This window comes from Mycobacteroides sp. H001 (assembly GCF_001440005.1).
GTDB classification, from domain to species: Bacteria; Actinomycetota; Actinomycetes; order Mycobacteriales; family Mycobacteriaceae; genus Mycobacterium; species Mycobacterium gwanakae.
Map to the genome: position 1 here is coordinate 160,559 of NZ_LJYH01000033.1, position 23,573 is coordinate 184,131.

The window sequence follows — 23,573 nt, forward strand, 5'->3', positions numbered from 1 at the left end:
CACGCAGTCGTAGGTGGCGACGACTACCGGCATCCAAGCAGAAGGCGGATCGATCTCATGGCTAACCCGTTCGTCAAGGCGTGGAAGTACCTGATGGCACTGTTCAACGCGAAGATTGACGAGAACGCAGACCCCAAGGTGCAGATTCAGCAGGCCATCGAGGAGGCCCAGCGGAACCACCAGGCGCTCTCGCAGCAGGCCGCGTCGGTGATCGGGAATCAGCGCCAGCTGGAGATGCGCCTCAACCGTCAGCTGGCCGATGTCGAGAAACTTCAGGTCAATGTTCGTCAGGCGCTGACCTTGGCCGATCAGGCCACTGGTTCGGGAGATGCATCTAAGGCGACCGAGTACAACAACGCGGCCGAGGCGTTCGCCGCCCAGTTGGTTACCGCCGAGCAGAGCGTCGAGGACCTCAAGGCGCTGCACGATCAGGCGCTTGCCGCCGCGGCCCAGGCCAAGAAGGCCGTCGAGCAGAACGCGATGATGCTGCAGCAGCGGATCGCCGAGCGGACCAAGCTGCTGAGCCAGCTGGAGCAGGCCAAGATGCAGGAGCAGGTCTCCGCCTCGCTTCGGTCGATGAGCGAGCTTGCCGCCCCCGGCAACACCCCGAGCCTGGACGAGGTGCGCGACAAGATCGAGCGCCGCTACGCCAACGCCCTTGGTCAGGCCGAGCTGGCGCAGAACTCGGTACAAGGCCGCATGATCGAGGTACAGCAGGCCAGCGTGCAGATGGCCGGACATTCGCGTCTGGAGCAGATCCGCGCCTCCATGAAGGGTGAGGCCCTGCCCACCGGTGGCACGGCGACCCCGGCGCCGGCGACGGCACCAGAGCAGGCTAATCCCGCTAACCCGCTGGGCCAGCAGTAGTTTTCTCTCTTCTTTCGCTTCAATCCGCCGAGTGGACGCAGCCGCGCCCGCTCGGCGGATTTGTCGCATGGACAATTCGTCCTCGGCGACCGCCGAATTTTCGGGCACAATGTGAACATGACACCCCAGCCACCCCGTCGCACCGCGGTGCAAGGAGGCTGGGAGCAGCTGCTGCGCCGTGTGGTCAACAACGTCAACGATCTGGGCGAGGAACTCGCTGCACGCATGCGGGTGATGTCTGACAAACGCGAGAAACTGCTGCGGAAGCGTCTACGAGCCAAGCGGTGGAGTATCCGCTGGGCGCTGGCCTGCGCTGCCGGGCTGCTTGTCACGACGGTGCTCGCGACGACCGGCGCACCCCCCTGGCTGCTGATCATCCCGGCGCTGCTCACCGCCGGTTGTGCGATTCCGGCCACGTATCTGTTTGTGCGGTATCGGTACCTCAAAGCTGAGCCGTTGCCGCCGCCGCGGCCCGGAGTGGAACGACGGCTGCCGCCAATAGGTTCGATGGCGCGTCCGCCCATGGCGGCGCTGGATGCCGCCGAGCGCTCGCTATTCTCTCTTCTCGGAGTGGTGGAGCGCGGCAACATGATTCCCGACAGCGAGGGGCGGCAGATTCTTGCTGCGGCCAATCAGGCTGCGTATGTGATGGCCGCGACCGCCAAGGAAGTGGTGTCCATGGAGCGCGCCGCTGTCGCGGCACCACACACCCGTGAGTATCTGCAACCGACCATTAGTGCGTTCACTGCGCAACTCGACACTGGTGTGCGTCAATACAACGAGTTGGTCACCGCGGCAGCGCAGTTGGTGTCGGCCGGAAATAGCGGGCCGGTCCTCGCCTCGCCGATGTCACGCGGTCCGCTTCTCGATGACCTGGTGTCGGCAACCGACCGGCTCACCGGTTGGGCGGGTGCCCTCGACGAACTCGGCCAGCTGTCAGGGTAATCCCCGATCTTTCCCTGATCTTCGCGTTCCGGGGTTCCTCAGGTGCCGATCCGACTGCCAGGCTTGCTCTATCGCAGTCGAGAGAACGGTGGGTACCGGTGTTGTGGAAGATCATTGGCGTGCTGCTTGTCGTGTGGCTGGCGTTTGTGGTCGTGGGTGCCATCTTCAAGCTCGTGGTACCGATGCTGGTGGCCGGTGTGGTGATTCTCGGGGGTGTCATGCTGTATCGCGCGGTCGCCGATGCGGATAAATCCCGGCTGCCCTAGAACCGCGCCCGCAGCGACGGCACCACGATGCCGATGAGGCCCCGCAGGAAAGCGCGAGATACCGCCGCGAAGTCGAAGTAATCGCGCCACAGGGTGATGGTGCCGCGCTCGCTCACCTCGAAGACACCGCACACCCAGAACTGTGTGCGTAAGGGGCCGAAGCTGAGGGCGTCGTAGCGCTCGTTCATCACGGTGTAGCCGTTGGTGGTGGTGCGCTGAACATCGACCTCGAAACCGAACGACGCGTTCTCCAGCGCCCCGAACAATCGAAGTACAGCCTGTTTGCCGCGGATGGTGGGAAGCCCGACATTCTGATAGACGATGTTCTCGTCCAATACGTCTCGTGCGAAGTCGATGTCGTCGTTCTGTACGGCTTCGAGAAATCGGGTGACAATCGCTCCGGCGTCCAGTCTGGTGGGCGATCCCGCGGTAACCATGAGACTAATTATGTTAGATAATCTCAGTGCGCCAGAGTCGGTCGCAGTGCGGGAATGGCGATACCGAGCAGGCCGCGCGCGAAGCCGACCGTGATGTTCAGGACATCCGCGTAGTCGCGCCACAGAGCTATGGTGCCGCGCGGCGTCACTTCGAACACTCCGCAGACCCAGAATCCGACGTGCAGGCGGCCGACGATGAGGACGTCGGTGCGCTCGGTCATCACCGTATTGCCGGTGGCGGTGATCCGGTGAATCTTCACATCGAAACCAACGCCGGGGAGGTTGAGCCCGGATAAGGCACGCATCACCGAAGACCGCCCGCGAATCGCAGGCAAGCCGACATTTTCCCAGCTGACGTTCTCATCCAGGACGGTGTCGATGGACGCCAGATCGCCGAGCCGCATGGCGTCCCAGAGACCCTCGACGATCTCCGTGGGGTTGATGGTGGTGAGAGTGTCCGTCATGCGCCCGACGCTAGCGGCTGTCGAAGGCTTTGGATAGGGGGCTGAACCAGACTTAGAAGCGCGGCCGCAGGGCGGGGATGGCGATGCCGACCAGGCCGCGCACCGTGGCCTTGAACATGTCGAACATGTCGAAGTAGTCGCGCCACAGGGTGATCTTTCCGTCGTCCGACACCTCGAAGACTCCGCATACCCAGAACTGCAGACGAAGTGGTCCGATGACGATGGCGTCGTGGCGCTCGTTCATCACACTGTTCCCGTTGGTGGTGGTGCGGTGGATTTGTACTTCGAATCCGAACTGCGGCTTGGTGAGTGGTTCGAAGACCTTAAGAGTCGCGCGCCGGCCATAGATGGTCGGCAGACCTACGTTCTGATAGACGAGGTCCTCGGCCAGCACCGATCCCGCGAAGTCGATGTCCTCGGTTTGCAAGGATTCCAGGAATCGGGTGACGGTCTCGGCTGGAGTCAACGTGGAAGGAGCCAGCGTGGCGTCAGTCATGCGTTTCAACCTAGCCCGAATCGCTGTGGCAGGGTAGGGCGGTGCGTGTTGCCGTGGTCGCCGGTCCGGATCCCGGGCATGCCTTTCCCGCCATCGCGTTGTGCCTGAAATTCGCGGCGGCCGGGCATGACCCCGTGTTGTTGACGGGAACGCGCTGGCTCGATCAGGCCCGTGCCGCCGGACTCGAGTCGGTAGAGCTTCTGGGACTGCAGCCCCGGGTTGCCGATGACGACGCAGACGCGGGCGCCAAGATCCATCAGCGGGCGGCCCATATGGCGTTGGCCAATCTCGATCAGTTGGGGCAACTGGCGCCGGATCTCATCGTTTCCGATGTGATCACCGCCTGCGGAGGCATGGCCGGTGAGTTGCTCGGTGTGCCGTGGGTGGAACTCAACCCGCATCCGCTGTACCTGCCGTCAAAAGGATTGCCGCCATTGGGAAGTGGGCTGGCTCCTGGTGAGGGCTTGCGTGGCAGGCTGCGTGACGGGTTGATGCGTCGGTTGACGCAAAGGTCGATCGATGAAGGCTTGCGGCAGCGCTCGCAGGCGCGGGTAGAGATCGGATTGCCCGCCCGCGACCCCGGACCCGTCCGACGGCTGATCGCGACATTGCCCGCGCTGGAAGTGCCGCGTCCTGATTGGCCGGATGAAGCGGTCCTGGTGGGCCCCCTGCACTGGGAGCCCACCGACGCTGCGCTGCAGCCGCCGTTGGGTACGGGACCGGTGGTGGTGATCGCACCGTCGACGGCCTTCACCGGAGCTGAAGGGATGACCGAACTGGCGATACGGGCTTTGGATTCAGTGGGTGCGCGCGTGGTTGTGTCCGCGCTGGATCCGCCTGCGTCGGGCCTGCCTTCGTGGGCGATTGCCGGGCTGGCGCGTCAGGATCTTTTGCTCGCCGGTGCCGATTTGGCCATTTGCGGTGGGGGACACGGCTTTCTGAGCAAGGCATTGCTGGCCGGGGTGCCTGCGGTGGTTGTTCCTGGCGGCGGCGACCAGTGGGAGTTGGCGAATCGTGTTGTGCGGCAAGGTAGTGCTGAGCTGGTGCGACCGCTGACCTGCGAGGCTATGTCGGCGGCGATCGGCAAGGTGCTGGGTGAGCAGCGCTACACCGAGGCGGCACGCCGGGCTGCTGCCGGTGCCGCGGACGTCACAGATCCGGTACGGGTGTGCCAGGACGTGGTGGCGGCCCTAAGGTGACCGTGTGCGTCTGACGGAGTTTCATGAGCTTGTCACCGGTCGATTCGGTCGGGTCTACGGCTCGTCGGTACTGGTCGACCATGTGTTGACCGCCCTCGGTGGACGGACGGCGTCCCAGGCAGTCGAAGACGGGGTGGAGCCGCGGGATGTGTGGCGGGCGCTATGTGCCGATTTCGATGTCCCACGCGATCAGTGGTGAGTTCCGCACCTCTTCTTCAGGCCCCGCTTCGTGGCGGGTTTGTCTCGCATATCTCCATCACCACCTCGGTGTCGCAGGACGCGCGGCGTATATAACCCTTAAAAATATGTTGACAGGTTAGTTGACGGGTGTTTGACTCCTAACTATCAAAGTCTATTTAAGGAGTTAGTCATGGGTGTCGCCGTGATGCACCGTTATGCCACCGTCGATGGGCAACGGCTGTTCTATCGCGAGGCGGGAGGACCGGAGGCTCCGGCGATTGTGCTACTGCACGGGTTCCCGACGAGTTCTTATATGTTCCGTAACCTGATCGAAAGTCTGGCCGACGACTATCGCATCATCGCCCCCGATCACCTTGGCTTCGGTTACTCCGATATGCCGCTGGTGACGGAGTTCGACTACACCTTCGACGCGCTCGCGGATCTCACTCAGGGGCTCGTGGACCAGCTGGGTCTGACTCGCTATGCGATCTACGTTCAGGACTACGGCGCTCCGATCGGTTGGCGGCTCGCACTGAACCGCCCGCATGCCATCAGCGCGATTGTCACGCAGAATGGCAACGGATACGACGAAGGATTCGTTGAGGACTTCTGGGCCACCGTATGGGACTACCAGCGTGAACAGACCGCGGAGTCCGAAGCGGCCATCCGCACGGCGCTGGACGTCGAGTCGATCAAATGGCAGTACCTGACGGGAGCTCCGGACGAATCGCTCGTCAGCCCCGATACCTGGACCCTGGACAGCGCACTTCTGTCCCGGCCGGGCAACGACCAGATTCAGCTCAAGCTCTTCCGGGACTACGCCACGAACGCACCGATGTATCCCGCGCTGCACGACTATCTGCGCAACAGTGGGGTGCCGGTTCTGGCGGTGTGGGGGCGCAATGATCCGATCTTTGGGCCCGCAGGCGCACAGGCCTTCGGCAGGGATGCGCGCGATGCGGAGATTCATCTTCTTGACGGCGGGCATTTCCTGTTGGAGACGGCGGGGGAGCAGGTGGCGGATTTGATCAGGGCGTTTTTGCGTCGCGTCGAAGCAGAATGAGCGTCATGGCTGGTACCGACCGTCCCGATGTGCTTGTTTTCGACGTCAACGAGACCCTTCTCGATATCGAGTCGCTGAAGCCCTATTTCACAAGGTTTTTCGGAGATGCTGAGGTGCTTCGGGAATGGTTCGGTCAGCTGGTCATCTATTCGATGACCGTCACATTGTCGAAACGCTACGTCGACTTCTTTTCCCTTGGCCAGTCCGTGCTGCGCATGATCGCCGAGTACCGGGGCATCGAACTCACCGACGGCGACGCGGCGACGCTCGCCGCGGCGATGGCCGTCATGCCGGCACATCCGGATGCGGCGCGGGGTCTTTCGCGGCTGCAGGACGATGGTTACCGATTAGTGGCGCTCACGAACTCGCCGGGTCGCGAAGGCCGACCGACCCCGTTGGAGAACGCGGGCTTGGGTGAGTACTTCGAACGACAGTTCAGCGTCGAGGAACTGCGCGTGTTCAAACCTGCGCCGGCGCTGTATCGGCACACGGCAGCCGAACTCGGCGTGACGCCGTCGGTATGCATGATGGTCGCGGCGCACGCCTGGGACACCGTCGGCGCGCAGGCTGCCGGGTTCAGCGGTGCTCTCATCACCCGGTCCGGTAACGCGCCGTTGCGCGCCGCAGGGCTGCCACAACCGAAATTTGTGGCGCCCGACCTTGTCAACTTCGCGCAGCAACTGGCCGAAGTATCCGAGAAATAAAGCACAGCAAGAGAATTGAAGGAGATGGTCACGTGCCTATCTCGATGAACACACTCGTCGGTCCCGCCGTGGTACGAGAACAATCCGGCGGTCCAACCATGCGGGCAATCGTTCTCGACGGCTTCGGTGGGTTGGACGTCCTGACCCATGTGGAGATCCCGAAACCTCTGCCCGTGATTGGCGAGGTTGTGATCCGTGTCAAGGGATTTGGGATCAATCACGCAGAGATGCATATGCGCCGCGGTGAGTGGGCGGAGGCCGCGGAGGTCAGTGGTATCGAATGCGTCGGCGTGGTCGATGCCTGCCCGGGAGGCGAATTCCCCATCGGTGCCAAGGTGGCGGCGCTCATGGGCGGGCTCGGACGCACAGTCAACGGGAGTTATGCGGAGTTCACCCGTGTACGGGCCGAAAATGTTGCGCTCGTCGAATCGGATCTGTCGTGGGGCCAACTGGCCACACTTCCGGAGACGTATGCCACCGCCTGGACCTGTCTGTTTCGCAATCTCAAGGTTTCCGCGGGGCAGACGGTCGTAATACGGGGGGCGACATCATCATTCGGCCAGGCGGCGGTGAAATTGGCTGTGGACGCGGATGCGCGGGTGATCGCGACGACGCGCAGCCGGAGCCGCTTCGGGATGCTGACGGATCTCGGCGCCGTACGCGCCGAACTGGAGGTTCCCGATCTGGGTGTTCGTATCGCCGAGACCAAACAGGTCGATGGTGTCCTCGATTTGGTAGGCAATAGCACGATCCTGGACTCACTGGACATGTTGCGTCGCGGGGGAACGGCGTGCTTGGCCGGCTGGCTCGGCGGGCTCGATCCGATCCCCGATTTCAACCCGCTTCTGCGGATGGCCAGTGGTGTGAATCTGAACTTCTTCGGCAGCTTTGTCTTCGGCAACCCCGGATTCCCGCTGTCGGATGTTCCACTCCAGGACATCGCCGACAAGGTGCATGACGGTCGTCTCGATGCCCGGCCATCGCACGTCTTCTCATTCGACGAGATCCGTGAGGCGCATCGAGTGATGGAGGCGGGGACGGCGGGGGGAAAGATGGTCGTGGTTCTTGACTGATCTTCGGAGCGGGGCGCGACACGCATCCGGCGCGCCTCCTTGAATCGAACAGGTGTTCGCTTTACGGTAGTCATGTTCGAGCACGATGGTTATGCAAATCAAAGCAGGGTTTAGGCAGGTCAAGAGCACTTGTCGGACCCCTTGCCTAGCGTCTGCGTCAACCGATCGGAACGCCGATCATCGAACACCGATACGAAACGGAGAACACCATGGCGCAGGCACCGGATCGCGAGAAGGCCCTCGAGCTCGCGCTCGCACAAATCGACAAGAGCTTCGGTAAGGGCTCGGTCATGCGGTTGGGCGACGAGGTGCGCCAGCCCATCTCCGTGATTCCAACCGGATCCATCGCGCTGGACGTGGCGCTCGGCATCGGCGGCCTGCCCCGGGGACGCGTTGTGGAGATCTACGGCCCGGAATCCTCGGGTAAGACCACCGTGGCGCTGCATGCGGTAGCCAACGCGCAAGCGGCCGGCGGTATCGCCGCGTTCATCGACGCCGAGCATGCGCTGGACCCGGATTACGCCAAGAAGCTCGGTGTCGACACCGACTCGCTGCTGGTGTCCCAGCCGGACACTGGTGAACAGGCTCTGGAGATCGCCGACATGCTGGTGCGCTCCGGCGCCATCTCCCTTCTTGTCATCGACTCGGTGGCCGCCCTGGTGCCACGGGCCGAGATCGAGGGTGAGATGGGTGATAGCCACGTCGGTCTGCAGGCCCGTCTGATGAGCCAGGCGCTGCGCAAGATGACCGGTGCGCTCAACAATTCGGGCACCACCGCGATCTTCATCAACCAGCTGCGCGAGAAGATCGGCGTCATGTTCGGCTCGCCCGAAACCACCACGGGTGGTAAGGCTTTGAAGTTCTACTCTTCGGTGCGTCTGGATGTGCGTCGCATTGAGACCCTTAAGGACGGCACCGATGCGGTGGGTAACCGCACGCGCGTCAAGGTCGTGAAGAACAAGGTGTCGCCGCCGTTCAAGCAGGCCGAGTTCGACATCCTCTACGGCAAGGGCATCTCCAAAGAGGGCTCGCTCATCGATATGGGTGTGGAGCAGGGCTTCATCCGTAAGTCCGGTTCCTGGTTCACCTATGAGGGGGAGCAGTTGGGTCAGGGCAAGGAGAACGCCCGCAACTTCCTGTTGGAGAACGTCGATGTCGCCAACGAGATCGAGAAGAAGATCAAGGAAAAGCTGGGTATCGGAGCGGTGCTGACCGATGACGAAGTCGTCCCGGCCCCAGTCGATTTCTGATTCCCCAGCTGGGCAATCCCTAGACGAACTGCGAGCCCGGGTCGCGTCGGTCCCCGAAGCCCCGACGCGTGAACCGGTTGACTCGCGGGACGAGCAGGCGTGGTCATATTGCCTTCGCCTGTTGACAAGTCGCGCGCGTACCCGCGCCGAGCTGACCGAAAGGCTCACTCGGCGCGGGTACCCCGATGACGTATCCGATCGAATCATGGATCGACTGGCCACCGCTGGGCTGATCAACGACGCCGACTTCGCGAACCAATGGGTGCAATCCCGGCATACCTATTCCGGAAAAGGCAAGCGGGCCTTGGCTGCTGAGCTGCGTACCAAGGGAGTGTCGGCAGAGAACGCGGCTGCGGCGCTGGCGCAGATCGACGGAGATGCCGAGCGATCGCGTGCGGCACAGCTTGTCGCCAAAAAACTCCGGTCAGAAAATCTCGACGACGGGGGTATCAAAGCCGCGCGGCGATTGGTCGCCATGTTGGCGCGGCGTGGATACGGCCAATCCATGGCCTATGACGTGGTGAAGAACGCCCTTGCCTCGGAAATGGAGCGTCGTAACGTCGGGTGATGCGCGGCCTTACAGCCCGAACGGGCGTGCGGGAGCCTCGGGCGGTGGAGCGCCCTCGTCAGTGGCGTTGGACCGCATGCTCATCGACGCTTCGGCCGACGGAGACTGCACGCCCGGCAGGCACGGGACCTGGCGGGAGATCGTCTTGAATGGCCCGATCTCGGTGTCTTCATTGAGCATGGGGAGCGGACCACAGTTCCCCTTGAAGTGCGCGTCCATGGTGAACGGAGTCGGGTTCACGCAGGTGAGATTCATTCCAACCGGTGTCGCGACCTGCAGGCAATCGAAGTTCAACGGAGCTCCGTAGGCCACCGGCGCACCCGTGAGTGCAGCCCCTGCGCACGCCGCTCCGAAAACGGCGGACACGCCAACGGCCAATACGATGTTTCGCATGGGATTTATGGTAACGGAGTGATACCTGTTACGTAATACTTCGATTGTGATAGTTGAGTAAGAATCTAACCTGTGGTGCAGCTGTGAAGCATCAGGCGTTTTTGGCATAGTGCCGGGCGGCTTTTGCCCTGTTGCCGCAGGTTGCCATGGAATGCCAACGCCGCGCCCCGTTCTTGGATGTGTCGTAGAAGAACAACACGCACTGCGGGTGGGCGCACTGTTTGATCCGATCGGGCGACTCGGCGAGCAGTGTCAGGAGATCATCGGCGGCGAGCCATCCGGGCAGCCATTGCGGTTCGGCCACTTCGGCCGTGTCGACCGGTCCGCCGGCAAGTAGAGAGCGTCGGATCGCCCCTCGGCGCAGCACGGCGTTGATGTCCTCGATCTGGGAATCCTTGACCGCGCGGTGGATGGCGTCACGCGCGGCGACTAGGGCTTCCCGCGTCTTCTCGTCGGCTGCGCAGCGGTCATCGAGACTGTTGGTGCGCAACCAGATTCGCAGACCGTCGAGATCGACGAGTAGATCTTGCGGTCCATCGCCGCTCATCCACCGGGTGTTCAACAGGTCCAGTGCGAGCGGTTCACCGAGATGGGGACGTGGATCGGACATGGCCTGAGGCTAGCCGCCTCCTCTCTGGGGGAGCGTGTTGCATGAATTCTAACCTATGAAACCCGATAGATGGTTGACACTGGAGCTCTTCGCGCTTAGGGTCTAACTGGTAACACCATTTTATTGGTTAGAGAGGATCTCTAATGAGCACTGTCATCGCGCCTCGTGTGGCCACCGGTCATATCGGATTGAACGTCAGTGATCTGGAGCGGTCGGTCGCGTTCTATCGGCAGGCGTTCGGATTCGAGCAACTTGCGGCCAACGAGGACGGCGCACAGCGGTTCGCCTTCCTCGGATTTGATGACGGACCCGTGCTCACCCTCTGGGAGCAAAGCGACGGGGAATTCTCGGCGGCCACACCGGGCTTGCACCATTTGTCGTTCCAAGTGGATTCGGTGCAGCAGGTGCGTGAGGTGGAGGCGGTCTTGAAGGAACTGTCGACGATTTTCGTGCATGAGGGCGTGGTGGCGCACCAGGAGGGCGCATCCTCGGGTGGAATCTTCTTCACCGACCCCGATGGGATTCGTCTCGAGGTATTCGCGTCGGCGGGCGTCGAGCAGCATGGGGCGCCAGCCGGCGACGCGCCGACATGCGGATTCTTCTGAGATGACGTACCACTTCGGCGAGCTTGCCGTACAGCGCCGAATGGGGCAGTCCGACAGCGCTATTCGAGTCGGGCGGATCATTTCGGCGCAGATACCGGAGGTTGCGGCGGCCTTTCTGGCCGCTCAGCCCCTGGTCTTCGTGTCGGCACGCGATGACGCTGGCCGGATGTGGGCGAGCCAGATCGTCGGGCCACCGGGTTTCGCGCATGCCACCGATGCCCAGACCATCGCGATTGACGGTGTGCCGGACCCCGGCGACCCGCTGGCCGAGCCACTGCAATCGGAGCGCAAGATCGGCATGATCGCGTTGCAGCCGCAGCGCCGACGCCGGATGCGTGTGAACGGCACCGCCGTGCCGTCGGGGCGGGGTCTCATCGTCACCACTGATCAGGTGTATTCGAACTGCCCCAAGTACATCGCGCGACGCGATGTACTTGGGATCGGCTCGGCACTGCCCGGAGAGCCGCGCCACGCGACTGCCCTGAACGACGAACAGCAGCAACTGATCTCTGCAACGGATACCTTCATCATCGGCACCGCCGATAAGGAAGGCAATGCCGACGCATCACACCGTGGGGGCCATTCAGGGTTCCTGCGGGTGCTCTCACCACAGGAGCTGCGGTGGCCCGATTACCTCGGCAACTCCATGTTCATGACGCTGGGGAACCTGCACGTCGATCCCCGGTGCGGTCTGCTGATACCGAACTGGCGCAACGGATCAACCCTGCAGCTCACGGGAACCGCACGCCTCAACTGGGATGAGGGCACCTTCGCCCCCGGTGCGCAGTGCTCCGTCGACTTCACCATCGACGAGGTCATCGAGACCGTCAACGCCAGCCCCTTACGGTGGGGTGAAGCCGATCCCTCGCCCGCCAACCCACCTCTCTGACAAAGAAAGACACATCATGCGTCCACCGCTGCCGCCGTTCGACATCGAATCTGCCCACCAGAAAGTCAGGGCCGCCGAGAATGCCTGGAACACACGTGATCCCGAGATCGTCGCCACCGCCTACACCGAAGATTCGGTATGGCGAAACCGCGACGAGTTCATTACCGGACACGCTGAAATCGTCGCCTTCCTGACCCGCAAATGGGCCAGGGAGAACGGGTACGCGCTGCGCAAGGAGCTGTGGGGATTCCGGGAGAACCGGATGGCGGTGCGCTTTCAATACGAATGGCACGACGAGGCCGGGCAGTGGTGGCGCAGCTACGGCAACGAGTTATGGGAGTTCACCGCCGAAGGGCTGATGTCACGGCGAGAGGCCAGCATCAACGACACCCCGATCGCCGAGACGGAACGCCGCATCTTCGGTCCGCGCCCGGCCGGTGACGAGTCGCCACTGCCGATCCGGTAGTTACTCCCCGTAATCCCGGCGTAGATCCTGATGAGCGGGATCCACGCCGCGGGTCTCCAACAGGTCCTTGGTGACCAATCCCGGCTCGGGCTGTGCGTGCGGAACCTCTAAGAGACTCTTCTTCTTTCGGCCTTCACGCAGCTGCCGCTCGATGTTGGTGGCCAGCGACGAGAGTGCGAAGTTGATGATGATCATGATGATCGCCACCACGACGAGCGCCGGCAGATAGTTTCCGTAGTACGACGCCGACCGGATGCCCGACCGCACCACCTCGATGTAACCGAAGGCATAGCCCAGCGCGGAGTCTTTCAGCGCGATGACCATCTGAGAGATCAATGCGGGCAGCATTGCCGCGATCGATTGGGGGAGCAGGATCAGTCGCATCATCTGCGACTTGCGCATGCCCAGCGCCACCGCGGCCTCGGACTGCCCCTTGGGAAGCGATTGAATGCCCGAGCGCAGGATCTCGGCGATGACCGAGCCGTTGTAGAGGGACAGTCCCGTCACCACGGCAGCGAACGCCAGGTATTCGGACGGGAACACTGCCTGCTGCCCGTACAGGTAGTACGAGAACACCATCAGAATGAGCACGGGGATCGCCCGGAAGAACTCGACGAGGGCGCTGGAAATCCAGCGCACCGTCCGGTGCTCGGAGAGTCGGCCGATGCCGAGCACCGCGCCGAGGACCAGCGCGAAGATGATCGACAGCGCCGCCGCGCTGATGGTGCCCACCAGGCCGGGCAGGATGTAGGTCGTCCACGTGTCGGGCTGCAGGAAGGGCGACCACTTTTCGGCGGTCAGCTGCTCATTGGCGATAAGTGTCCAGATCACCCACGCGCCGACGGCGACCACCAGCGCGGTGAACACGACGGCGATGATCCGATTGACCGCCCTGGCCTTTGGGCCGGGCGCGTCGTACATGACGGTGGCGCTGCCGGTCATCGCTTCACCGCCAATCGCTTCGCGAAGTATCCGAAGGTCAGTCCGATCGTCAACGTGATCACCATGTATCCCGCCGCGATGATGAGGAAGATCCAGACGATCTGATCGGCGAACAGCTCGATCTCCGACCGCATCAGCAGGGCCGCCTCGGCCACCCCGATCGCCGAGGCGATCGAGGTGTTCTTCACCAGCGCGATCAGCACGCTGCCCATGGGGGCCAGGACCGACCGCATGGCCTGCGGTAACACGATGAGCGTCAAGACCTTCCAGAACGGCAATCCGAGGGACCGGGCTGCCTCGGCCTGGCCCAACGGAACGGTGTTGAAGCCGGAGCGCAGCGTCTCGCATACGAAAGTTGCCGTGTACAAAGAGAAGCCGAGAACAGACAGCCAGAAGTTGTTGTTCTTGATGAAGTTGGAGTTCTCGGGCGCCAGCGCGATGCCGAGGTTCTGGTATAGCCCCACCGAACAGAACAAGATGATCAGGGTCAGCGGGGTATTGCGGACCAGGTTGACGTACCAGGTGCCGAAGATTCGCATGATCGGTACCGGTGAGACCCGGCATTCGGCCAGCAGTGTGCCCCACACCAGGGCGCCTATCGCAGAAAAGAATGTCAGCTTGAGCGTCGTCCAGAACGCCGGCCATAGCTGCGGCCCCATGTTCGCCCACAGTGCGTTCATGCGGCCTCACACGCCTTGTCGGCGACGGGCTTCACACCGGTGATCTTCTCGACCGCGGCCGGTGAGGGATCGGGCCGCAGCGCGTAGGTGCCGCCGGTGGCGCGCTTCTCCCAATCATCGATAGTGCTGTCGCCGAGAGCTTCCCGCAGATCGGCATCCCAGGTTCCGCTGGCGATCATCTTGTCGAGTGCGCGGTCGATGGCCTCGATGGCTGCGGTATCGCCCTTGGCCAGACCGATCCCGTACACCTCCCTGGAGAACGGGTCACCGTTTTTCTTCTGTTTCTTGGGTTTCCCGATGCACAACGGCTTGCTCAGCTCGTAGTTCATCTGAATCAGCTTGAATTCACCCTCGTACCGCTTGGCGTACCCGGCCAGGATGGTCTCGTCGGTGGTGAGTGCATCGACCTTGCCCCGCCGCAGTGCTTCTACGCACGAGGAGTACGAATCGAACTCCTGCAGCTGTGTGCCGGTCAGCAGATTCTTGACGTTCTGTGCGGGCGTCGATCCGGACACCGAACACAGCTTCTTGCCCCGGTTGAGGTCATCCAATGTGGTCAGCGAGTCATCGGCCTTGCGTACCAGGAGCCCTTGGTAGGTAATGAGATAGGGGCCTGCGAACGACACCTTCTGCGCGCGGCTGTAGTTGATCGAGTAACTCCCCGCGATCATGTCCACCGTGCCGTTGTCGATGAGCTGCTCGCGCTGCGCCGACGGCGTCTCATACCAGCGGATGGCCGGGTGCTTGACACCAAGTTCGTCGGCGATGGCGTTGACGACGTACTCGGAGATCTTGACGTCGAATCCGCTCATCTTTTTGTCGGGGTGCTGCAAGCCCACCCCGGGCTGATCGAATTTCGTACCGAGGATGACGGTCCCGCCCCGGATCGATCCAAGCAGCTGACGTGGCTCGGTACTGCCGCAGGAACTGACGAGGGTGGTCACCAAGGCAACTGCCGCCACCAGTGCGGTGTGCCGTCGCATCAGTGCTTGAGCTTCTTCGCGTAAGCGGCCGATCAATGGCCGAGGATCTTTCCGAGGAAGTCCTTGGCGCGTTCGGACTTGGGATTGGTGAAGAAGCTTTCCGGGTCCGTGTCTTCGACGATGGCACCGTCGGCCATGAAGATGATGCGGTCTGCGGCCTTGCGGGCGAATCCCATTTCATGGGTCACCACCAGCATGGTCATGCCCTCTTTGGCCAGCGACACCATGACATCGAGAACCTCGTTGACCATCTCGGGGTCCAGTGCGGAGGTGGGCTCATCGAACAGCATGACCTTGGGGCCCATGGCCAGCGATCTGGCGATCGCGACGCGTTGCTGCTGCCCGCCGGACAGCTGTGCGGGGTACTTGTCCTTCTGACTGGCGATGCCCACGCGTTCCAGCAGCTCGATGGCGTGCTTGCGTGCGGATTCCTTGTCCTTCTTGCGCACCTTCATGGGCGCGAGCGTCACGTTGTCGAGAATTGTCTTGTGTGAGAAGAGGTTGAAGGACTGGAAGACCATCCCTACCTCCGCGCGCAGGTTGGCCAGCGCGCGTCCCTCTTCGGGAAGGGCCTTGCCGTCGATTCGGATGGTGCCGGTGTCGATGGGTTCGAGACGATTGATGGTGCGACATAAGGTCGACTTGCCCGAGCCGGAAGGCCCGAGGATGACAACGACCTGACCGCGTGGGATTTCCAGGGTGATGTCCTTGAGGACGTGCAAGTCGCCGAAGTGCTTGTCGACATGCTCAAGGGAGATCATCGGGATGCTTGTTGCGGGGGCGTTTTCCCCGCTCGTTGAGGTGTCGGTGCTCACCGGCATGGTCAGACAATACGGGTTCCCCACACTTTTGCAGCGTGGAACGCAGGGGTCCGCGAATCGGACGGTCCGCGATCCGGCACCTCGCCTGACCGATGTCAGCAAACATCTGCAATACTGGGGACATGCGGACGCGACGGCGGTCTTCCGTCGAAGGCCCGCGAATCAAGGCGTTCGCAAGAGTCCTCGCATCTGTTCTGTTCATAGGGTCTTTTCCGGTCGCGGTGATCAACGGGGCAACAACCTGGGGCTGGATCGCGGCGAGTTTCGGGCTGGTCTGCGGATTGTTTCTGCTGCCCAGCTCGCTAATGCGTTTGGTCACGCCATCGAGGCAGGTGACCGTCGATGCGGGGAGGCATCTGCGCGACAGCGAGATTCTCGAGCGGCCCCGGCCGCGGCGAGATATCTCCTTCGCGGTCGTCGCCGCGCTGATCGTGATGGTCGTCGTGCTCGGTGTTCTCGAAGCATTCGCCGCGCCCGGGCACCCGGAGTCGTGGATATGGGCCGGCTGGTGGATGTGGATAGGTGTGAACGCCGTCTGCAGCATCGACGATTGGTGGCAGGGCTGGCATGTTCCGGAGCGCGGGGTGCGATGACGCCGCGGTGGCGGAACCGCCGCTCATCGGCGCGAGAAACGGCCTGAATGCGGGCACGTACCATAAGTCCGTGACCAGTACCGTGACTTCCGATCAATCGGCGGTCCGGACGTACCAGGTCCGCACCTACGGCTGCCAGATGAATGTGCACGACTCCGAGCGGGTGTCGGGCCTCCTGGATGCGGCCGGATACGTCAAGGCCCCCGACGGCACCGACGCCGACATCGTCATCTTCAACACCTGCGCGGTACGCGAGAACGCCGACAACAAGCTGTACGGAAACATCAGCCACCTGGCGCCCCGTAAGGCCGCCAACCCGAACATGCAGATCGCTGTCGGCGGCTGCCTCGCGCAGAAGGATCGCGAGGGCATGCTCAAGAAGGCGCCGTGGGTCGACGTCGTCTTCGGCACCCACAACATCGGTTCGTTGCCCACGCTGCTGGAACGCGCGCGCCACAACAACGAGGCCCAGGTTGAGATCGTCGAGGCCCTTGAGCACTTTCCGTCCGCGCTGCCCGCGACACGCGAATCGGCCTATGCGGCCTGGGTGTCGATCTCGGTGGGCTGCAACAACACCTGCACCTTCTGCATCGTGCCCTCGTTGCGCGGCAAGGAGATCGATCGTCGTCCCGGTGACATCCTCGCCGAGGTGCAGGCTCTGGTGGACCAGGGTGTGCTGGAAGTGACGCTGCTCGGGCAGAACGTCAACGCCTACGGCATCAACTTCGCCGATCCCGACATCGCCCGTGATCGTGGCGCTTTCGCCGACCTGCTGCGTGCCTGTGGCCGCATCGAGGGGCTGGAACGGGTGCGTTTCACCTCACCACATCCGGCTGAATTCACCGACGATGTCATCGAAGCCATGTCGCAGACACCCAATGTGTGTCCGCAGCTGCATATGCCGCTGCAGTCCGGTTCAGACCGCGTCCTGAAGGCCATGCGCCGTTCATACCGATCCGAGCGCTTCCTGTCGATCATCGACAAGGTGCGTGCGGTCATGCCGGACGCCGCGATCACCACCGACATCATCGTCGGCTTCCCCGGGGAGACCGAAGAAGACTTCGAGCAGACACTTGAGGTCGTGCGGCGGGCACGTTTTTCTAGCGCGTTCACGTTCCAGTACTCGATCAGGCCCGGCACCCCTGCTGCAGATCTTCCCGACCAGCTCCCGAAAGCCGTTGTGCAGGAACGCTATGACCGGCTCATCCTGTTGCAGGAGTCCATCACGCTGGAAGAGAATCAAAAGCAGATCGGTCGACAGATCGAGGTGCTGATCGCCACCGGGGAAGGGCGCAAGGACGGTGAGACCGCGCGGATGAGCGGGCGCGCCCGCGACGGCCGGCTGGTGCACTTCCGGCCGCAGGGGCACATCGATGGGGAGCTGCGTCCCGGAGACGTCATCACCGTCGACGTGACCGGCGCGGCACCGCATCACCTGATCGCCGACGGGGGAGTGCTCAGTCATCGGCGCACCCAGGCGGGTAATGCACACGAAACCGGCAAGAAGCCGTCCACATCGGGAATTGGCTTGGGCATGCCGGCCATCGGAGTCCCGAAGGCGGCAGAGCAGATTGAGGTTGCAGGGTGCGGGCTATGAGTGACGCGGAATCCGGAAAAGACGACGCCGAATTCGAGGAGTTCCGCAGGGACATCGATGCGGCCGAGAAGAAGGTCGCCGGTGAGATTGATCCGGGCGCCCGCGCCATGGTGGTGGCCGTCCTGGTCTTTGCCTTGCTGCTGACCTTCGTACTCCCGCATACCGGACACGCCAGAGGGTTCGACGTCCTGGTCAACGGCGCGATCGCCGACCAGGAATCGGTGCGGGTGCCGTCCAGGATCTTCGTCTGGCTTGCCATGGTCTTCGGTGTCGGGTTTTCCATGCTGGCACTACTGACACGCCGCTGGGTGCTGTCCTGGATCGCACTGGCAGGCTCGTTTGTCGCCAGTGTGATTGGCATGCTTGCGATTTGGACCCGTCAGACCGCCGGAGCCGGACATCCTGGGCCGGGCATCGGTTTGGTGGTCGCCTGGATCGCCGTCATCCTGTTGACCTTCCACTGGGCGCGTGTGGTGTGGTCGCGTACCGCCGTGCAGCTGGCGGCCGAGCAGCAGCGCCGCGAGGCCGCTAAACGCGATCAGCGCACGTTCCTCGATGACGCTTTCGAGGACGGCGAGGGCGCGCAGTAACTAGCGCGAGCGGCTCTTGACCGCGGCCACCGCCGCATCGGCCCATTCCTGCCACTGTTTGGCGCTGGCACGGGCCTTCTCGGCATCCTTGGCTTTGCCCGCAGCCTCCGCCTTGGCGGCCTGCTCCTCGAACTGGCGTGCGCGATCACGGAACTGCTCGGCACGGGCTTCTGCCTCCGGGTCGCCCCAGCCGGACTCGCCGGCTTCGCGCACCTTCTTCTCCACCGCGCGCAGCCGCCGTTCCAGATCGGTCTGCTGCTCGCGCGGCACCTTTCCGATGGCATCCCATTTGTCACCGATGGCCCGCAGCGCCGCCCGAGCAGCATCCACATCGGTCTCCGGATCGATCTTCTCGGCCTCGACCAGCAACGCGCGCTTGGCGTCGGCATTGGCCACGAATTCGGCATCGCGGGAGGCGGACTCGGCATTGCGTGCCGAGAAGAACTTGTCCTGAGCAGCCTTGAAACGGTGCCACAGGTTGTCGTCGGTCTCCCGGGGAGCCCGCCCGGCGGCCTTCCAGTCATTCAGCAGGTTCCGGAACGCGGCCGCGGTGGCACCCCAGTCGGTGGAATCCGAGAGTGCCTCGGCCTGCTTGCACAGGTCTTCCTTCTTCTCCCGTGCCCCGGCGCGTTCGCGATCGAGCTCGGCGAAGTGTGCGCCGCGCCTTCGGTTGAACGTCTCGCGTGCCGTCGAGTACCGCTTCCACAGGGCGTCGTCGGTCTTGCGGTCGACGCCGTGGATGGATTTCCACTCGTCGAGAATGGCGCGGATCCGGTCGCCGGCAGCCTTCCACTGGGTGGAGTTGGTCGCCAGTTCCTCGGCTTCGGCGGCAAGCTCCTCCTTGCGGGAGATGCTCGCTGAACGCGCCTCATCGCGCTGTGCGCGTGCTGCTGCCGCTTGGGTATCTGCGGACTCCACGAGCGCCGACAGCCGTGCCGAGAGCGAGTCCACATCGCCGAGGACAGCGGCGGTGGGCAGGGTCTGCGCCAAGTGCTCGGCAGCGGTCTTGATCTTGCGTGCATCGCCGGAACCTGAGCCGAGCCGCAGTTCCAGCAGCTGGATCTCCGTCTCCAGGTCTTCGAATCGCCGGCCGAAATGCGAGTACGCCGCGTCGGCATCCCCGGCCTGCCACGACCCGATCTGACGCTCGCCGGTGGAGGTGATCAGCCAGACGGTGCCGTCGTCATCTACGCGGCCGAACTTGTGCGGGTCACCGTGGTGGGCGGCAGGGGCGGGCGCCGATGCCGCGGGACGCCGCGGCATCGGATGAGGTTTCGGCCCCGGCCGGGGGACGGGGGCAACGCTCTCTTGCTGTGTTGAGAGTTCCGGCTGGGTCTGATCGGACATGAAACCTCTTCCTACAATTGTTGCCGCGCAACACGGCGCCCTAAGCTCACTACACCGTTCATTCAAACAGGTGTCATCGCCGCACGGGCGAACATATGCCAGATGATTCCGCAAGGAGGCCGCGATGTCCCAGGCGGATATCGCGTCGGCACTCGCCGTCGGAGCCGCCGCGGCTGTCGCGTTCGGCGATGTCATCCACCAGCGCACTGCCCACGCCGTGCCCGCCGATGATATCGGCGCATTGGGTCCCATCACCACGTTATTGCGGCATTGGCCCTGGTGGCTGGGCACGCTGATCAGCCTGGTGGGCTTCGGGCTGCAGGCTGCCGCGCTCGGTGTGGGCTCGGTTGTGCTGGTGCAGACGATCATGGTTTCCTCGTTGCTGTTCGCGCTGGTCATCGAGTCGCGGTGGGCCAAACGCAGGGTCACCGGATACCAGTGGGGAGCCGCGATTCTGCTTGCCGGCGCCATCTCCGTGGTGGTGTCGGTGGGCAACCCGGTGGCCGGCATGCCACATGCCACACCGCAGTTGTGGATGCAGGTTGCCGCCGTCATCGGACCCGTCACACTGCTGTGTCTGGAGGGCGCCCGGCGGTGGCCTGGGCCGCGCCGGGCGGTGCTGCTGGCGGTGGCGTCGGGGATCATGTGGGGGCTGATGGCCGTTCTCACCAAAGGTGTTGTCGATTCGCTTGGCCACGGCATCGTCAGCCTGTTGATCAACCCGGAAAGCTACGCGCTGGCGGCGGTCGGTATTACCGGGGTGGCGCTCCAGCAGTCCGCCTTCCACGCCGGGACCTTGGTGGCCTCGCTACCCACGATGACGGTGACCGAGCCCGTGGTCGCTTCGTTGCTGGGCATCTTGGTACTAGGTGAATCGTTTCGCACCAATACCTTTGGCGCCATGATGCTCGTGTTCGCAGTGGTGATCATGGTTGCTGCGACGGCGGCACTGGCGCGCACCGAGGCGGTCCTGCAGGCGCGGGTCAGTGAAACGACCGGAAATACGCCACCGACGACCCCGAAGGTTTCCTAACGCCGTGGCTCTTTCGATAGCGATCTGCCCGTCGACCCCGCTGCTGGTGCCCGAGCTGGGCGGAGAGGCTGCCCAGGAAACCGCCGAGCTGCGCGAGGCCGCCATCATCGCGGTGCGAAGTCTGCCCACACAGTGGATAGCCATTGGGGCAGGGGACGGACGGTATGGCAGCGAAGTATCGGGCACATTCGCCGGATACGGGGTTGACGTGCGTGTTTCGCTGTCTTCGACGCTCTCCGGACCCACCCAACTCCCACTGCCGGTGCTCATCGCCGGATGGCTGCGGGCGCAGGTGCCAGCCGCCGCGGTGGAGGCGCGGCTGGTCTCGGGCACGGATGGCGCCGCCATCGGGCGGGCATTGCGCGACGAGATCCACGCGATGCCGACGCCTCCGGGTGTGCTCGTCATCGCCGACGGCGCCAACACCCTCACCGACAAGGCGCCCGGGGGATACCGGCCCGAGTCCGGCGCCGCGCAGCAGGACCTTGTCGATGCGCTCACCCAGGGGGACGCGGCCGCGTTGCAGCGCGTATCGGATGTCATCACCGGGGGCTCCGTCTACCAGGTGCTTGGCGGATTGGCGGGGTCCGATCGGGTCCAAGCTCAGTGTCTCTACCAGGGCTCCCCGTACGGGGTCGGGTACTTCGCGGGCACCTGGCAGGTGTCGTGATGCGGCCCATCGCGGTCATCGGCCCCACGGCTACAGGCAAGTCGGCACTCGCATTGGATATCGCCGAGCGACTGGGTGGCGAGATCGTCAACGCCGACGCGATGCAGCTGTACCGCGGCATGGACATCGGTACGGCCAAGGTGCCTACGGCCGACCGCCGGGGCATTCCCCATCACATGCTCGATGTGCTCGAGGTGACCGAGACCGCCACCGTCGCGACCTATCAGCAGCAGGCCGTCGCGGCCATCGACACTTTGTTGGCGAGCGGGCAGGTGCCCGTGATCGTCGGCGGGTCGATGATGTACATCCAAGCGTTGCTTGATGATTGGGCGTTTCCGGCCACCGATGCTCAGGTGCGGGCCCGCTGGGAGCAGCGGCTGGCGGAGATCGGAGTCGCCGCGTTGCACGCCGAACTCGCCGTGCGCGACCCGGCGGCGGCAGCCATCATCTTGCCCACCGACGGGCGCCGCACGGTGCGGGCACTGGAGGTGATCGAGCTCACCGGGCGGCCGTTCGCGGCGTCGGCACCCACCATCGGGGCCCCGCGCTGGGACACCCTGATCGTCGGATTGGACTGGGAGACCTCGAAACTCGATGAGCGGATCGCGCGGCGCACCGACCTGATGTTCGAGCAGGGGTTTGTCGCGGAGGTCGAGCAGCTGCTGGACGCCGGATTGCGCGAGGGCGTGACCGCGTCACGGGCCATCGGATATGCCCAGGTGATCGCGGCTTTGGACGCCGGGGGAGGCTCCGATGATCTGTCGCAGGCGCGGGAACTGACATTCATCGGTACCCGGCGTTATGTGCGCCGTCAGCGATCGTGGTTCGGTCGCGATCACCGCATCACGTGGCTCGCGGGCGACGGCGACGATGCAGGAGCACTCTGCGGCGAAATTGAGTCGCGGTGGCGCCTATCCTCGAATACGTGAAGTTCACCAAGGGCCACGGTACCCAGAACGACTTCGTGGTGTTGCCCGACATCCACACCAAGCGGGATCTGACGGTGCCCGCCGTTCAGGCGTTATGCGATCGGCAACGCGGCCTTGGGGCTGATGGCGTGCTGCGCGTGACCACCGTGGGCGCTGCCCTCGAGGGTGGGGTGCTGGAGGAGAAGCCTGCCGGAGTGAGCAGCGAAGACTGGTTCATGGACTACCGCAATGCGGACGGTTCCATCGCGGAGATGTGCGGTAACGGTGTGCGGGTGTTCGCGCACTACCTGCGTTCGGTGGGGCTGGAACACCGGGACGAGTTCGTGGTCGCATCCCTGGCCGGGCCCCGGCCGGTGCGTATCAACTCGTGGAGCCAGCTCACGGCCGATGTGACCGTCGATATGGGGCCGGTGAAGGAATTCGGCGCCGGCGAGGCAAGTGTTGGCGGTCGGCGGTTCTCCGGCCTCGCCATCGACGTGGGCAATCCGCATCTGGCGTGTGTGGACCCGGATCTGACCGTTGAGGATCTCCGCATACTCGACGTGGGTGCCCAGGTCAGCTTTGATGAGGTCCTGTTTCCCGACGGTGTGAACATCGAGGTGCTCACCGCCCCCGTGAACGGCACGGACGCTGCCGTCGGTGCGGTGCACATGCGGGTCCACGAGCGCGGGGTCGGTGAGACACGTTCCTGCGGAACGGGAACCGTGGCGGCCGCCTACGCGGCGCTGCGCCACCTCGGGCAGTCGACCGGCGAGATCGTCGTCAACATCCCGGGCGGACAGGTCCGGGTGACAGTCACCGCCGAGTCCAGTTTTCTGCGTGGGCCTTCGATGCTGTTGGCCGACGGTGAGATTTCCGACGAATGGTGGGGCGGCATTGGCTCCTGCGGATAATTCGGATGCGATCGATGAGC

30 protein-coding genes are annotated in these 23,573 nt (G+C 63.7%); 20 read left to right on the plus strand and 10 right to left on the minus strand.

The genetic code is table 11. The features are described 5' to 3' along the window. The first annotated feature begins 57 nt into the window (after positions 1 to 57). From pspA to AOT83_RS27410, 3 genes are all read left to right on the plus strand, one after another. Entirely contained in the window at positions 58 to 867 is an 810-nt protein-coding gene (pspA, locus tag AOT83_RS15960; protein ID WP_030093849.1) for a phage shock protein PspA, read from the plus strand. Positions 868 to 984: 117 nt separating this feature from the next. After that, positions 985 to 1,812 (plus strand): hypothetical protein, encoded by an 828-nt coding sequence (locus tag AOT83_RS15965; RefSeq protein WP_057966120.1) that lies wholly within the window; start codon positions 985 to 987, stop codon positions 1,810 to 1,812. A gap of 98 nt (positions 1,813 to 1,910) precedes the next feature. After that, positions 1,911 to 2,078 (plus strand): hypothetical protein, encoded by a 168-nt coding sequence (locus tag AOT83_RS27410; RefSeq protein ID WP_165592883.1) that lies wholly within the window; start codon positions 1,911 to 1,913, stop codon positions 2,076 to 2,078. Here the strand turns inward: AOT83_RS27410 and AOT83_RS15970 are convergent. From AOT83_RS15970 to AOT83_RS15980, 3 genes are read right to left on the minus strand one after another with little or no spacing between them, the layout of a single operon-like run. After that, complete coding sequence (locus AOT83_RS15970) at positions 2,075 to 2,515, minus strand: limonene-1,2-epoxide hydrolase family protein (protein WP_057966119.1); 441 nt, start codon at positions 2,513 to 2,515, stop codon at positions 2,075 to 2,077. The two genes, AOT83_RS27410 and AOT83_RS15970, sit on opposite strands and share 4 nt — an antisense overlap. Positions 2,516 to 2,538: 23 nt before the next feature. Beyond that, the gene (locus AOT83_RS15975; RefSeq protein ID WP_046254092.1) at positions 2,539 to 2,979 is read right to left on the minus strand and encodes a limonene-1,2-epoxide hydrolase family protein; all 441 of its coding nucleotides are present in this window, start codon (positions 2,977 to 2,979) and stop codon (positions 2,539 to 2,541) included. A 52-nt stretch (positions 2,980 to 3,031) separates the two neighbouring features. Continuing rightward, positions 3,032 to 3,475 (minus strand): limonene-1,2-epoxide hydrolase family protein, encoded by a 444-nt coding sequence (locus tag AOT83_RS15980; RefSeq protein ID WP_030093844.1) that lies wholly within the window; start codon positions 3,473 to 3,475, stop codon positions 3,032 to 3,034. A 41-nt stretch (positions 3,476 to 3,516) separates the two neighbouring features. Between AOT83_RS15980 and AOT83_RS15985 the strand changes: the two genes are divergently transcribed. From AOT83_RS15985 to recX, 7 genes are all read left to right on the plus strand, one after another. Beyond that, positions 3,517 to 4,674, plus strand: coding sequence for a nucleotide disphospho-sugar-binding domain-containing protein (locus AOT83_RS15985; protein ID WP_057966118.1), 1,158 nt, complete (start codon positions 3,517 to 3,519; stop codon positions 4,672 to 4,674). Positions 4,675 to 4,678: 4 nt separating this feature from the next. Next, a complete protein-coding gene (locus AOT83_RS15990) occupies positions 4,679 to 4,873 on the plus strand; it encodes a DUF3046 domain-containing protein (RefSeq protein WP_030093842.1) in 195 nt (64 codons plus the stop codon). A 171-nt stretch (positions 4,874 to 5,044) separates the two neighbouring features. After that, positions 5,045 to 5,917, plus strand: a complete 873-nt coding sequence (locus tag AOT83_RS15995) for an alpha/beta hydrolase (protein ID WP_057966117.1) — start codon at positions 5,045 to 5,047, stop codon at positions 5,915 to 5,917. Continuing rightward, positions 5,914 to 6,621: a haloacid dehalogenase type II gene (locus AOT83_RS16000; protein ID WP_081343754.1), complete on the plus strand. Its 708-nt coding sequence runs from the start codon at positions 5,914 to 5,916 to the stop codon at positions 6,619 to 6,621. Before AOT83_RS15995 ends, AOT83_RS16000 begins: the two co-directional genes overlap by 4 nt. 44 nt (positions 6,622 to 6,665) lie before the next feature. Further along, positions 6,666 to 7,694, plus strand: a complete 1,029-nt coding sequence (locus AOT83_RS16005; protein WP_057966116.1) for a zinc-binding dehydrogenase — start codon at positions 6,666 to 6,668, stop codon at positions 7,692 to 7,694. Positions 7,695 to 7,903: 209 nt separating this feature from the next. Beyond that, positions 7,904 to 8,944 carry a recombinase RecA gene (recA, locus tag AOT83_RS16010; protein ID WP_030093838.1) on the plus strand — a complete coding sequence of 347 codons (1,041 nt, stop codon included), beginning with the start codon at positions 7,904 to 7,906 and terminating at the stop codon, positions 8,942 to 8,944. Further along, positions 8,910 to 9,512 carry a recombination regulator RecX gene (recX, locus tag AOT83_RS26915; RefSeq protein WP_075908655.1) on the plus strand — a complete coding sequence of 201 codons (603 nt, stop codon included), beginning with the start codon at positions 8,910 to 8,912 and terminating at the stop codon, positions 9,510 to 9,512. Before recA ends, recX begins: the two co-directional genes overlap by 35 nt. 9 nt (positions 9,513 to 9,521) lie before the next feature. Here recX and AOT83_RS16020 read toward each other — a convergent pair whose 3' ends face one another. Together AOT83_RS16020 and AOT83_RS16025 are read right to left on the minus strand one after the other, a co-directional pair. Next, complete coding sequence (locus AOT83_RS16020; protein ID WP_030093836.1) at positions 9,522 to 9,905, minus strand: hypothetical protein; 384 nt, start codon at positions 9,903 to 9,905, stop codon at positions 9,522 to 9,524. Positions 9,906 to 9,996: 91 nt separating this feature from the next. Continuing rightward, a complete protein-coding gene (locus AOT83_RS16025; RefSeq protein WP_057966115.1) occupies positions 9,997 to 10,515 on the minus strand; it encodes a CGNR zinc finger domain-containing protein in 519 nt (172 codons plus the stop codon). A gap of 143 nt (positions 10,516 to 10,658) precedes the next feature. On the opposite strand from AOT83_RS16025, the gene AOT83_RS16030 reads away from it, so the two are divergent. The 3 genes from AOT83_RS16030 to AOT83_RS16040 are packed head-to-tail and all read left to right on the plus strand — an operon-like array spanning position 10,659 to position 12,475. Continuing rightward, a complete protein-coding gene (locus tag AOT83_RS16030; RefSeq protein ID WP_057966114.1) occupies positions 10,659 to 11,120 on the plus strand; it encodes a VOC family protein in 462 nt (153 codons plus the stop codon). 1 nt (position 11,121) lies between these two features. Further along, positions 11,122 to 12,009 carry a pyridoxamine 5'-phosphate oxidase family protein gene (locus tag AOT83_RS16035; protein ID WP_057966113.1) on the plus strand — a complete coding sequence of 296 codons (888 nt, stop codon included), beginning with the start codon at positions 11,122 to 11,124 and terminating at the stop codon, positions 12,007 to 12,009. A 13-nt stretch (positions 12,010 to 12,022) separates the two neighbouring features. Beyond that, entirely contained in the window at positions 12,023 to 12,475 is a 453-nt protein-coding gene (locus AOT83_RS16040) for a nuclear transport factor 2 family protein (RefSeq protein ID WP_030093832.1), read from the plus strand. Here the strand turns inward: AOT83_RS16040 and AOT83_RS16045 are convergent, their stop codons facing one another. From AOT83_RS16045 to gluA, 4 genes are read right to left on the minus strand one after another with little or no spacing between them, the layout of a single operon-like run. Continuing rightward, positions 12,476 to 13,417 (minus strand): amino acid ABC transporter permease, encoded by a 942-nt coding sequence (locus AOT83_RS16045; protein ID WP_078313547.1) that lies wholly within the window; start codon positions 13,415 to 13,417, stop codon positions 12,476 to 12,478. It abuts the gene before it with no gap. Next, the gene (locus AOT83_RS16050) at positions 13,414 to 14,097 is read right to left on the minus strand and encodes an amino acid ABC transporter permease (RefSeq protein WP_057966112.1); all 684 of its coding nucleotides are present in this window, start codon (positions 14,095 to 14,097) and stop codon (positions 13,414 to 13,416) included. The genes AOT83_RS16045 and AOT83_RS16050 overlap by 4 nt, the downstream gene beginning before the upstream one ends. Next, on the minus strand, positions 14,094 to 15,113 hold the full coding sequence (locus AOT83_RS16055; protein WP_030093829.1) for a glutamate ABC transporter substrate-binding protein: 1,020 nt from the start codon (positions 15,111 to 15,113) through the stop codon (positions 14,094 to 14,096). Before AOT83_RS16055 ends, AOT83_RS16050 begins: the two co-directional genes overlap by 4 nt. Continuing rightward, positions 15,113 to 15,841: a glutamate ABC transporter ATP-binding protein GluA gene (gene gluA, locus AOT83_RS16060; protein ID WP_030093828.1), complete on the minus strand. Its 729-nt coding sequence runs from the start codon at positions 15,839 to 15,841 to the stop codon at positions 15,113 to 15,115. The genes AOT83_RS16055 and gluA overlap by 1 nt, the downstream gene beginning before the upstream one ends. Positions 15,842 to 16,023: 182 nt before the next feature. On the opposite strand from gluA, the gene AOT83_RS16065 reads away from it, so the two are divergent. From AOT83_RS16065 to AOT83_RS16075, 3 genes are all read left to right on the plus strand, one after another. Next, on the plus strand, positions 16,024 to 16,494 hold the full coding sequence (locus AOT83_RS16065) for a hypothetical protein (RefSeq protein ID WP_044103967.1): 471 nt from the start codon (positions 16,024 to 16,026) through the stop codon (positions 16,492 to 16,494). Positions 16,495 to 16,564: 70 nt separating this feature from the next. Beyond that, positions 16,565 to 18,091: a tRNA (N6-isopentenyl adenosine(37)-C2)-methylthiotransferase MiaB gene (gene miaB, locus AOT83_RS16070; RefSeq protein ID WP_057966191.1), complete on the plus strand. Its 1,527-nt coding sequence runs from the start codon at positions 16,565 to 16,567 to the stop codon at positions 18,089 to 18,091. After that, positions 18,088 to 18,681 carry a hypothetical protein gene (locus tag AOT83_RS16075; RefSeq protein WP_057966111.1) on the plus strand — a complete coding sequence of 198 codons (594 nt, stop codon included), beginning with the start codon at positions 18,088 to 18,090 and terminating at the stop codon, positions 18,679 to 18,681. Before miaB ends, AOT83_RS16075 begins: the two co-directional genes overlap by 4 nt. Here AOT83_RS16075 and AOT83_RS16080 read toward each other — a convergent pair whose 3' ends face one another. Beyond that, on the minus strand, positions 18,682 to 20,028 hold the full coding sequence (locus AOT83_RS16080; protein WP_075908654.1) for a DUF349 domain-containing protein: 1,347 nt from the start codon (positions 20,026 to 20,028) through the stop codon (positions 18,682 to 18,684). Positions 20,029 to 20,152: 124 nt separating this feature from the next. Between AOT83_RS16080 and AOT83_RS16085 the strand changes: the two genes are divergently transcribed. From AOT83_RS16085 to dapF, 4 genes are read left to right on the plus strand one after another with little or no spacing between them, the layout of a single operon-like run. Then, a complete protein-coding gene (locus AOT83_RS16085) occupies positions 20,153 to 21,061 on the plus strand; it encodes a DMT family transporter (RefSeq protein WP_057966109.1) in 909 nt (302 codons plus the stop codon). Positions 21,062 to 21,065: 4 nt separating this feature from the next. Further along, positions 21,066 to 21,731, plus strand: coding sequence for a hypothetical protein (locus tag AOT83_RS16090; RefSeq protein ID WP_057966108.1), 666 nt, complete (start codon positions 21,066 to 21,068; stop codon positions 21,729 to 21,731). After that, the gene (gene miaA / locus AOT83_RS16095) at positions 21,731 to 22,660 is read left to right on the plus strand and encodes a tRNA (adenosine(37)-N6)-dimethylallyltransferase MiaA (RefSeq protein ID WP_057966107.1); all 930 of its coding nucleotides are present in this window, start codon (positions 21,731 to 21,733) and stop codon (positions 22,658 to 22,660) included. The genes AOT83_RS16090 and miaA overlap by 1 nt, the downstream gene beginning before the upstream one ends. Next, the gene (gene dapF, locus AOT83_RS16100; protein ID WP_057966106.1) at positions 22,657 to 23,553 is read left to right on the plus strand and encodes a diaminopimelate epimerase; all 897 of its coding nucleotides are present in this window, start codon (positions 22,657 to 22,659) and stop codon (positions 23,551 to 23,553) included. Before miaA ends, dapF begins: the two co-directional genes overlap by 4 nt. The last annotated feature ends 20 nt before the right edge of the window (positions 23,554 to 23,573 follow it).

Coding starts and splice junctions, on each gene's coding strand:
- pspA (WP_030093849.1), top strand. CDS start 58: ATGGCTAACCCGTTCGTCAAGGCGTGGAAGTACCTGATGGCACTGTTC.
- AOT83_RS15965 (WP_057966120.1), top strand. CDS start 985: ATGACACCCCAGCCACCCCGTCGCACCGCGGTGCAAGGAGGCTGGGAG.
- AOT83_RS15970 (WP_057966119.1), bottom strand. CDS start 2,515: ATGGTTACCGCGGGATCGCCCACCAGACTGGACGCCGGAGCGATTGTC.
- AOT83_RS15975 (WP_046254092.1), bottom strand. CDS start 2,979: ATGACGGACACTCTCACCACCATCAACCCCACGGAGATCGTCGAGGGT.
- AOT83_RS15980 (WP_030093844.1), bottom strand. CDS start 3,475: ATGACTGACGCCACGCTGGCTCCTTCCACGTTGACTCCAGCCGAGACC.
- AOT83_RS15995 (WP_057966117.1), top strand. CDS start 5,045: ATGGGTGTCGCCGTGATGCACCGTTATGCCACCGTCGATGGGCAACGG.
- AOT83_RS16000 (WP_081343754.1), top strand. CDS start 5,914: ATGAGCGTCATGGCTGGTACCGACCGTCCCGATGTGCTTGTTTTCGAC.
- AOT83_RS16005 (WP_057966116.1), top strand. CDS start 6,666: ATGAACACACTCGTCGGTCCCGCCGTGGTACGAGAACAATCCGGCGGT.
- recA (WP_030093838.1), top strand. CDS start 7,904: ATGGCGCAGGCACCGGATCGCGAGAAGGCCCTCGAGCTCGCGCTCGCA.
- recX (WP_075908655.1), top strand. CDS start 8,910: ATGACGAAGTCGTCCCGGCCCCAGTCGATTTCTGATTCCCCAGCTGGG.
- AOT83_RS16020 (WP_030093836.1), bottom strand. CDS start 9,905: ATGCGAAACATCGTATTGGCCGTTGGCGTGTCCGCCGTTTTCGGAGCG.
- AOT83_RS16025 (WP_057966115.1), bottom strand. CDS start 10,515: ATGTCCGATCCACGTCCCCATCTCGGTGAACCGCTCGCACTGGACCTG.
- AOT83_RS16030 (WP_057966114.1), top strand. CDS start 10,659: ATGAGCACTGTCATCGCGCCTCGTGTGGCCACCGGTCATATCGGATTG.
- AOT83_RS16035 (WP_057966113.1), top strand. CDS start 11,122: ATGACGTACCACTTCGGCGAGCTTGCCGTACAGCGCCGAATGGGGCAG.
- AOT83_RS16045 (WP_078313547.1), bottom strand. CDS start 13,417: ATGACCGGCAGCGCCACCGTCATGTACGACGCGCCCGGCCCAAAGGCC.
- AOT83_RS16050 (WP_057966112.1), bottom strand. CDS start 14,097: ATGAACGCACTGTGGGCGAACATGGGGCCGCAGCTATGGCCGGCGTTC.
- gluA (WP_030093828.1), bottom strand. CDS start 15,841: ATGATCTCCCTTGAGCATGTCGACAAGCACTTCGGCGACTTGCACGTC.
- AOT83_RS16065 (WP_044103967.1), top strand. CDS start 16,024: ATGCGGACGCGACGGCGGTCTTCCGTCGAAGGCCCGCGAATCAAGGCG.
- AOT83_RS16075 (WP_057966111.1), top strand. CDS start 18,088: ATGAGTGACGCGGAATCCGGAAAAGACGACGCCGAATTCGAGGAGTTC.
- AOT83_RS16080 (WP_075908654.1), bottom strand. CDS start 20,028: ATGTCCGATCAGACCCAGCCGGAACTCTCAACACAGCAAGAGAGCGTT.
- AOT83_RS16085 (WP_057966109.1), top strand. CDS start 20,153: ATGTCCCAGGCGGATATCGCGTCGGCACTCGCCGTCGGAGCCGCCGCG.
- miaA (WP_057966107.1), top strand. CDS start 21,731: ATGCGGCCCATCGCGGTCATCGGCCCCACGGCTACAGGCAAGTCGGCA.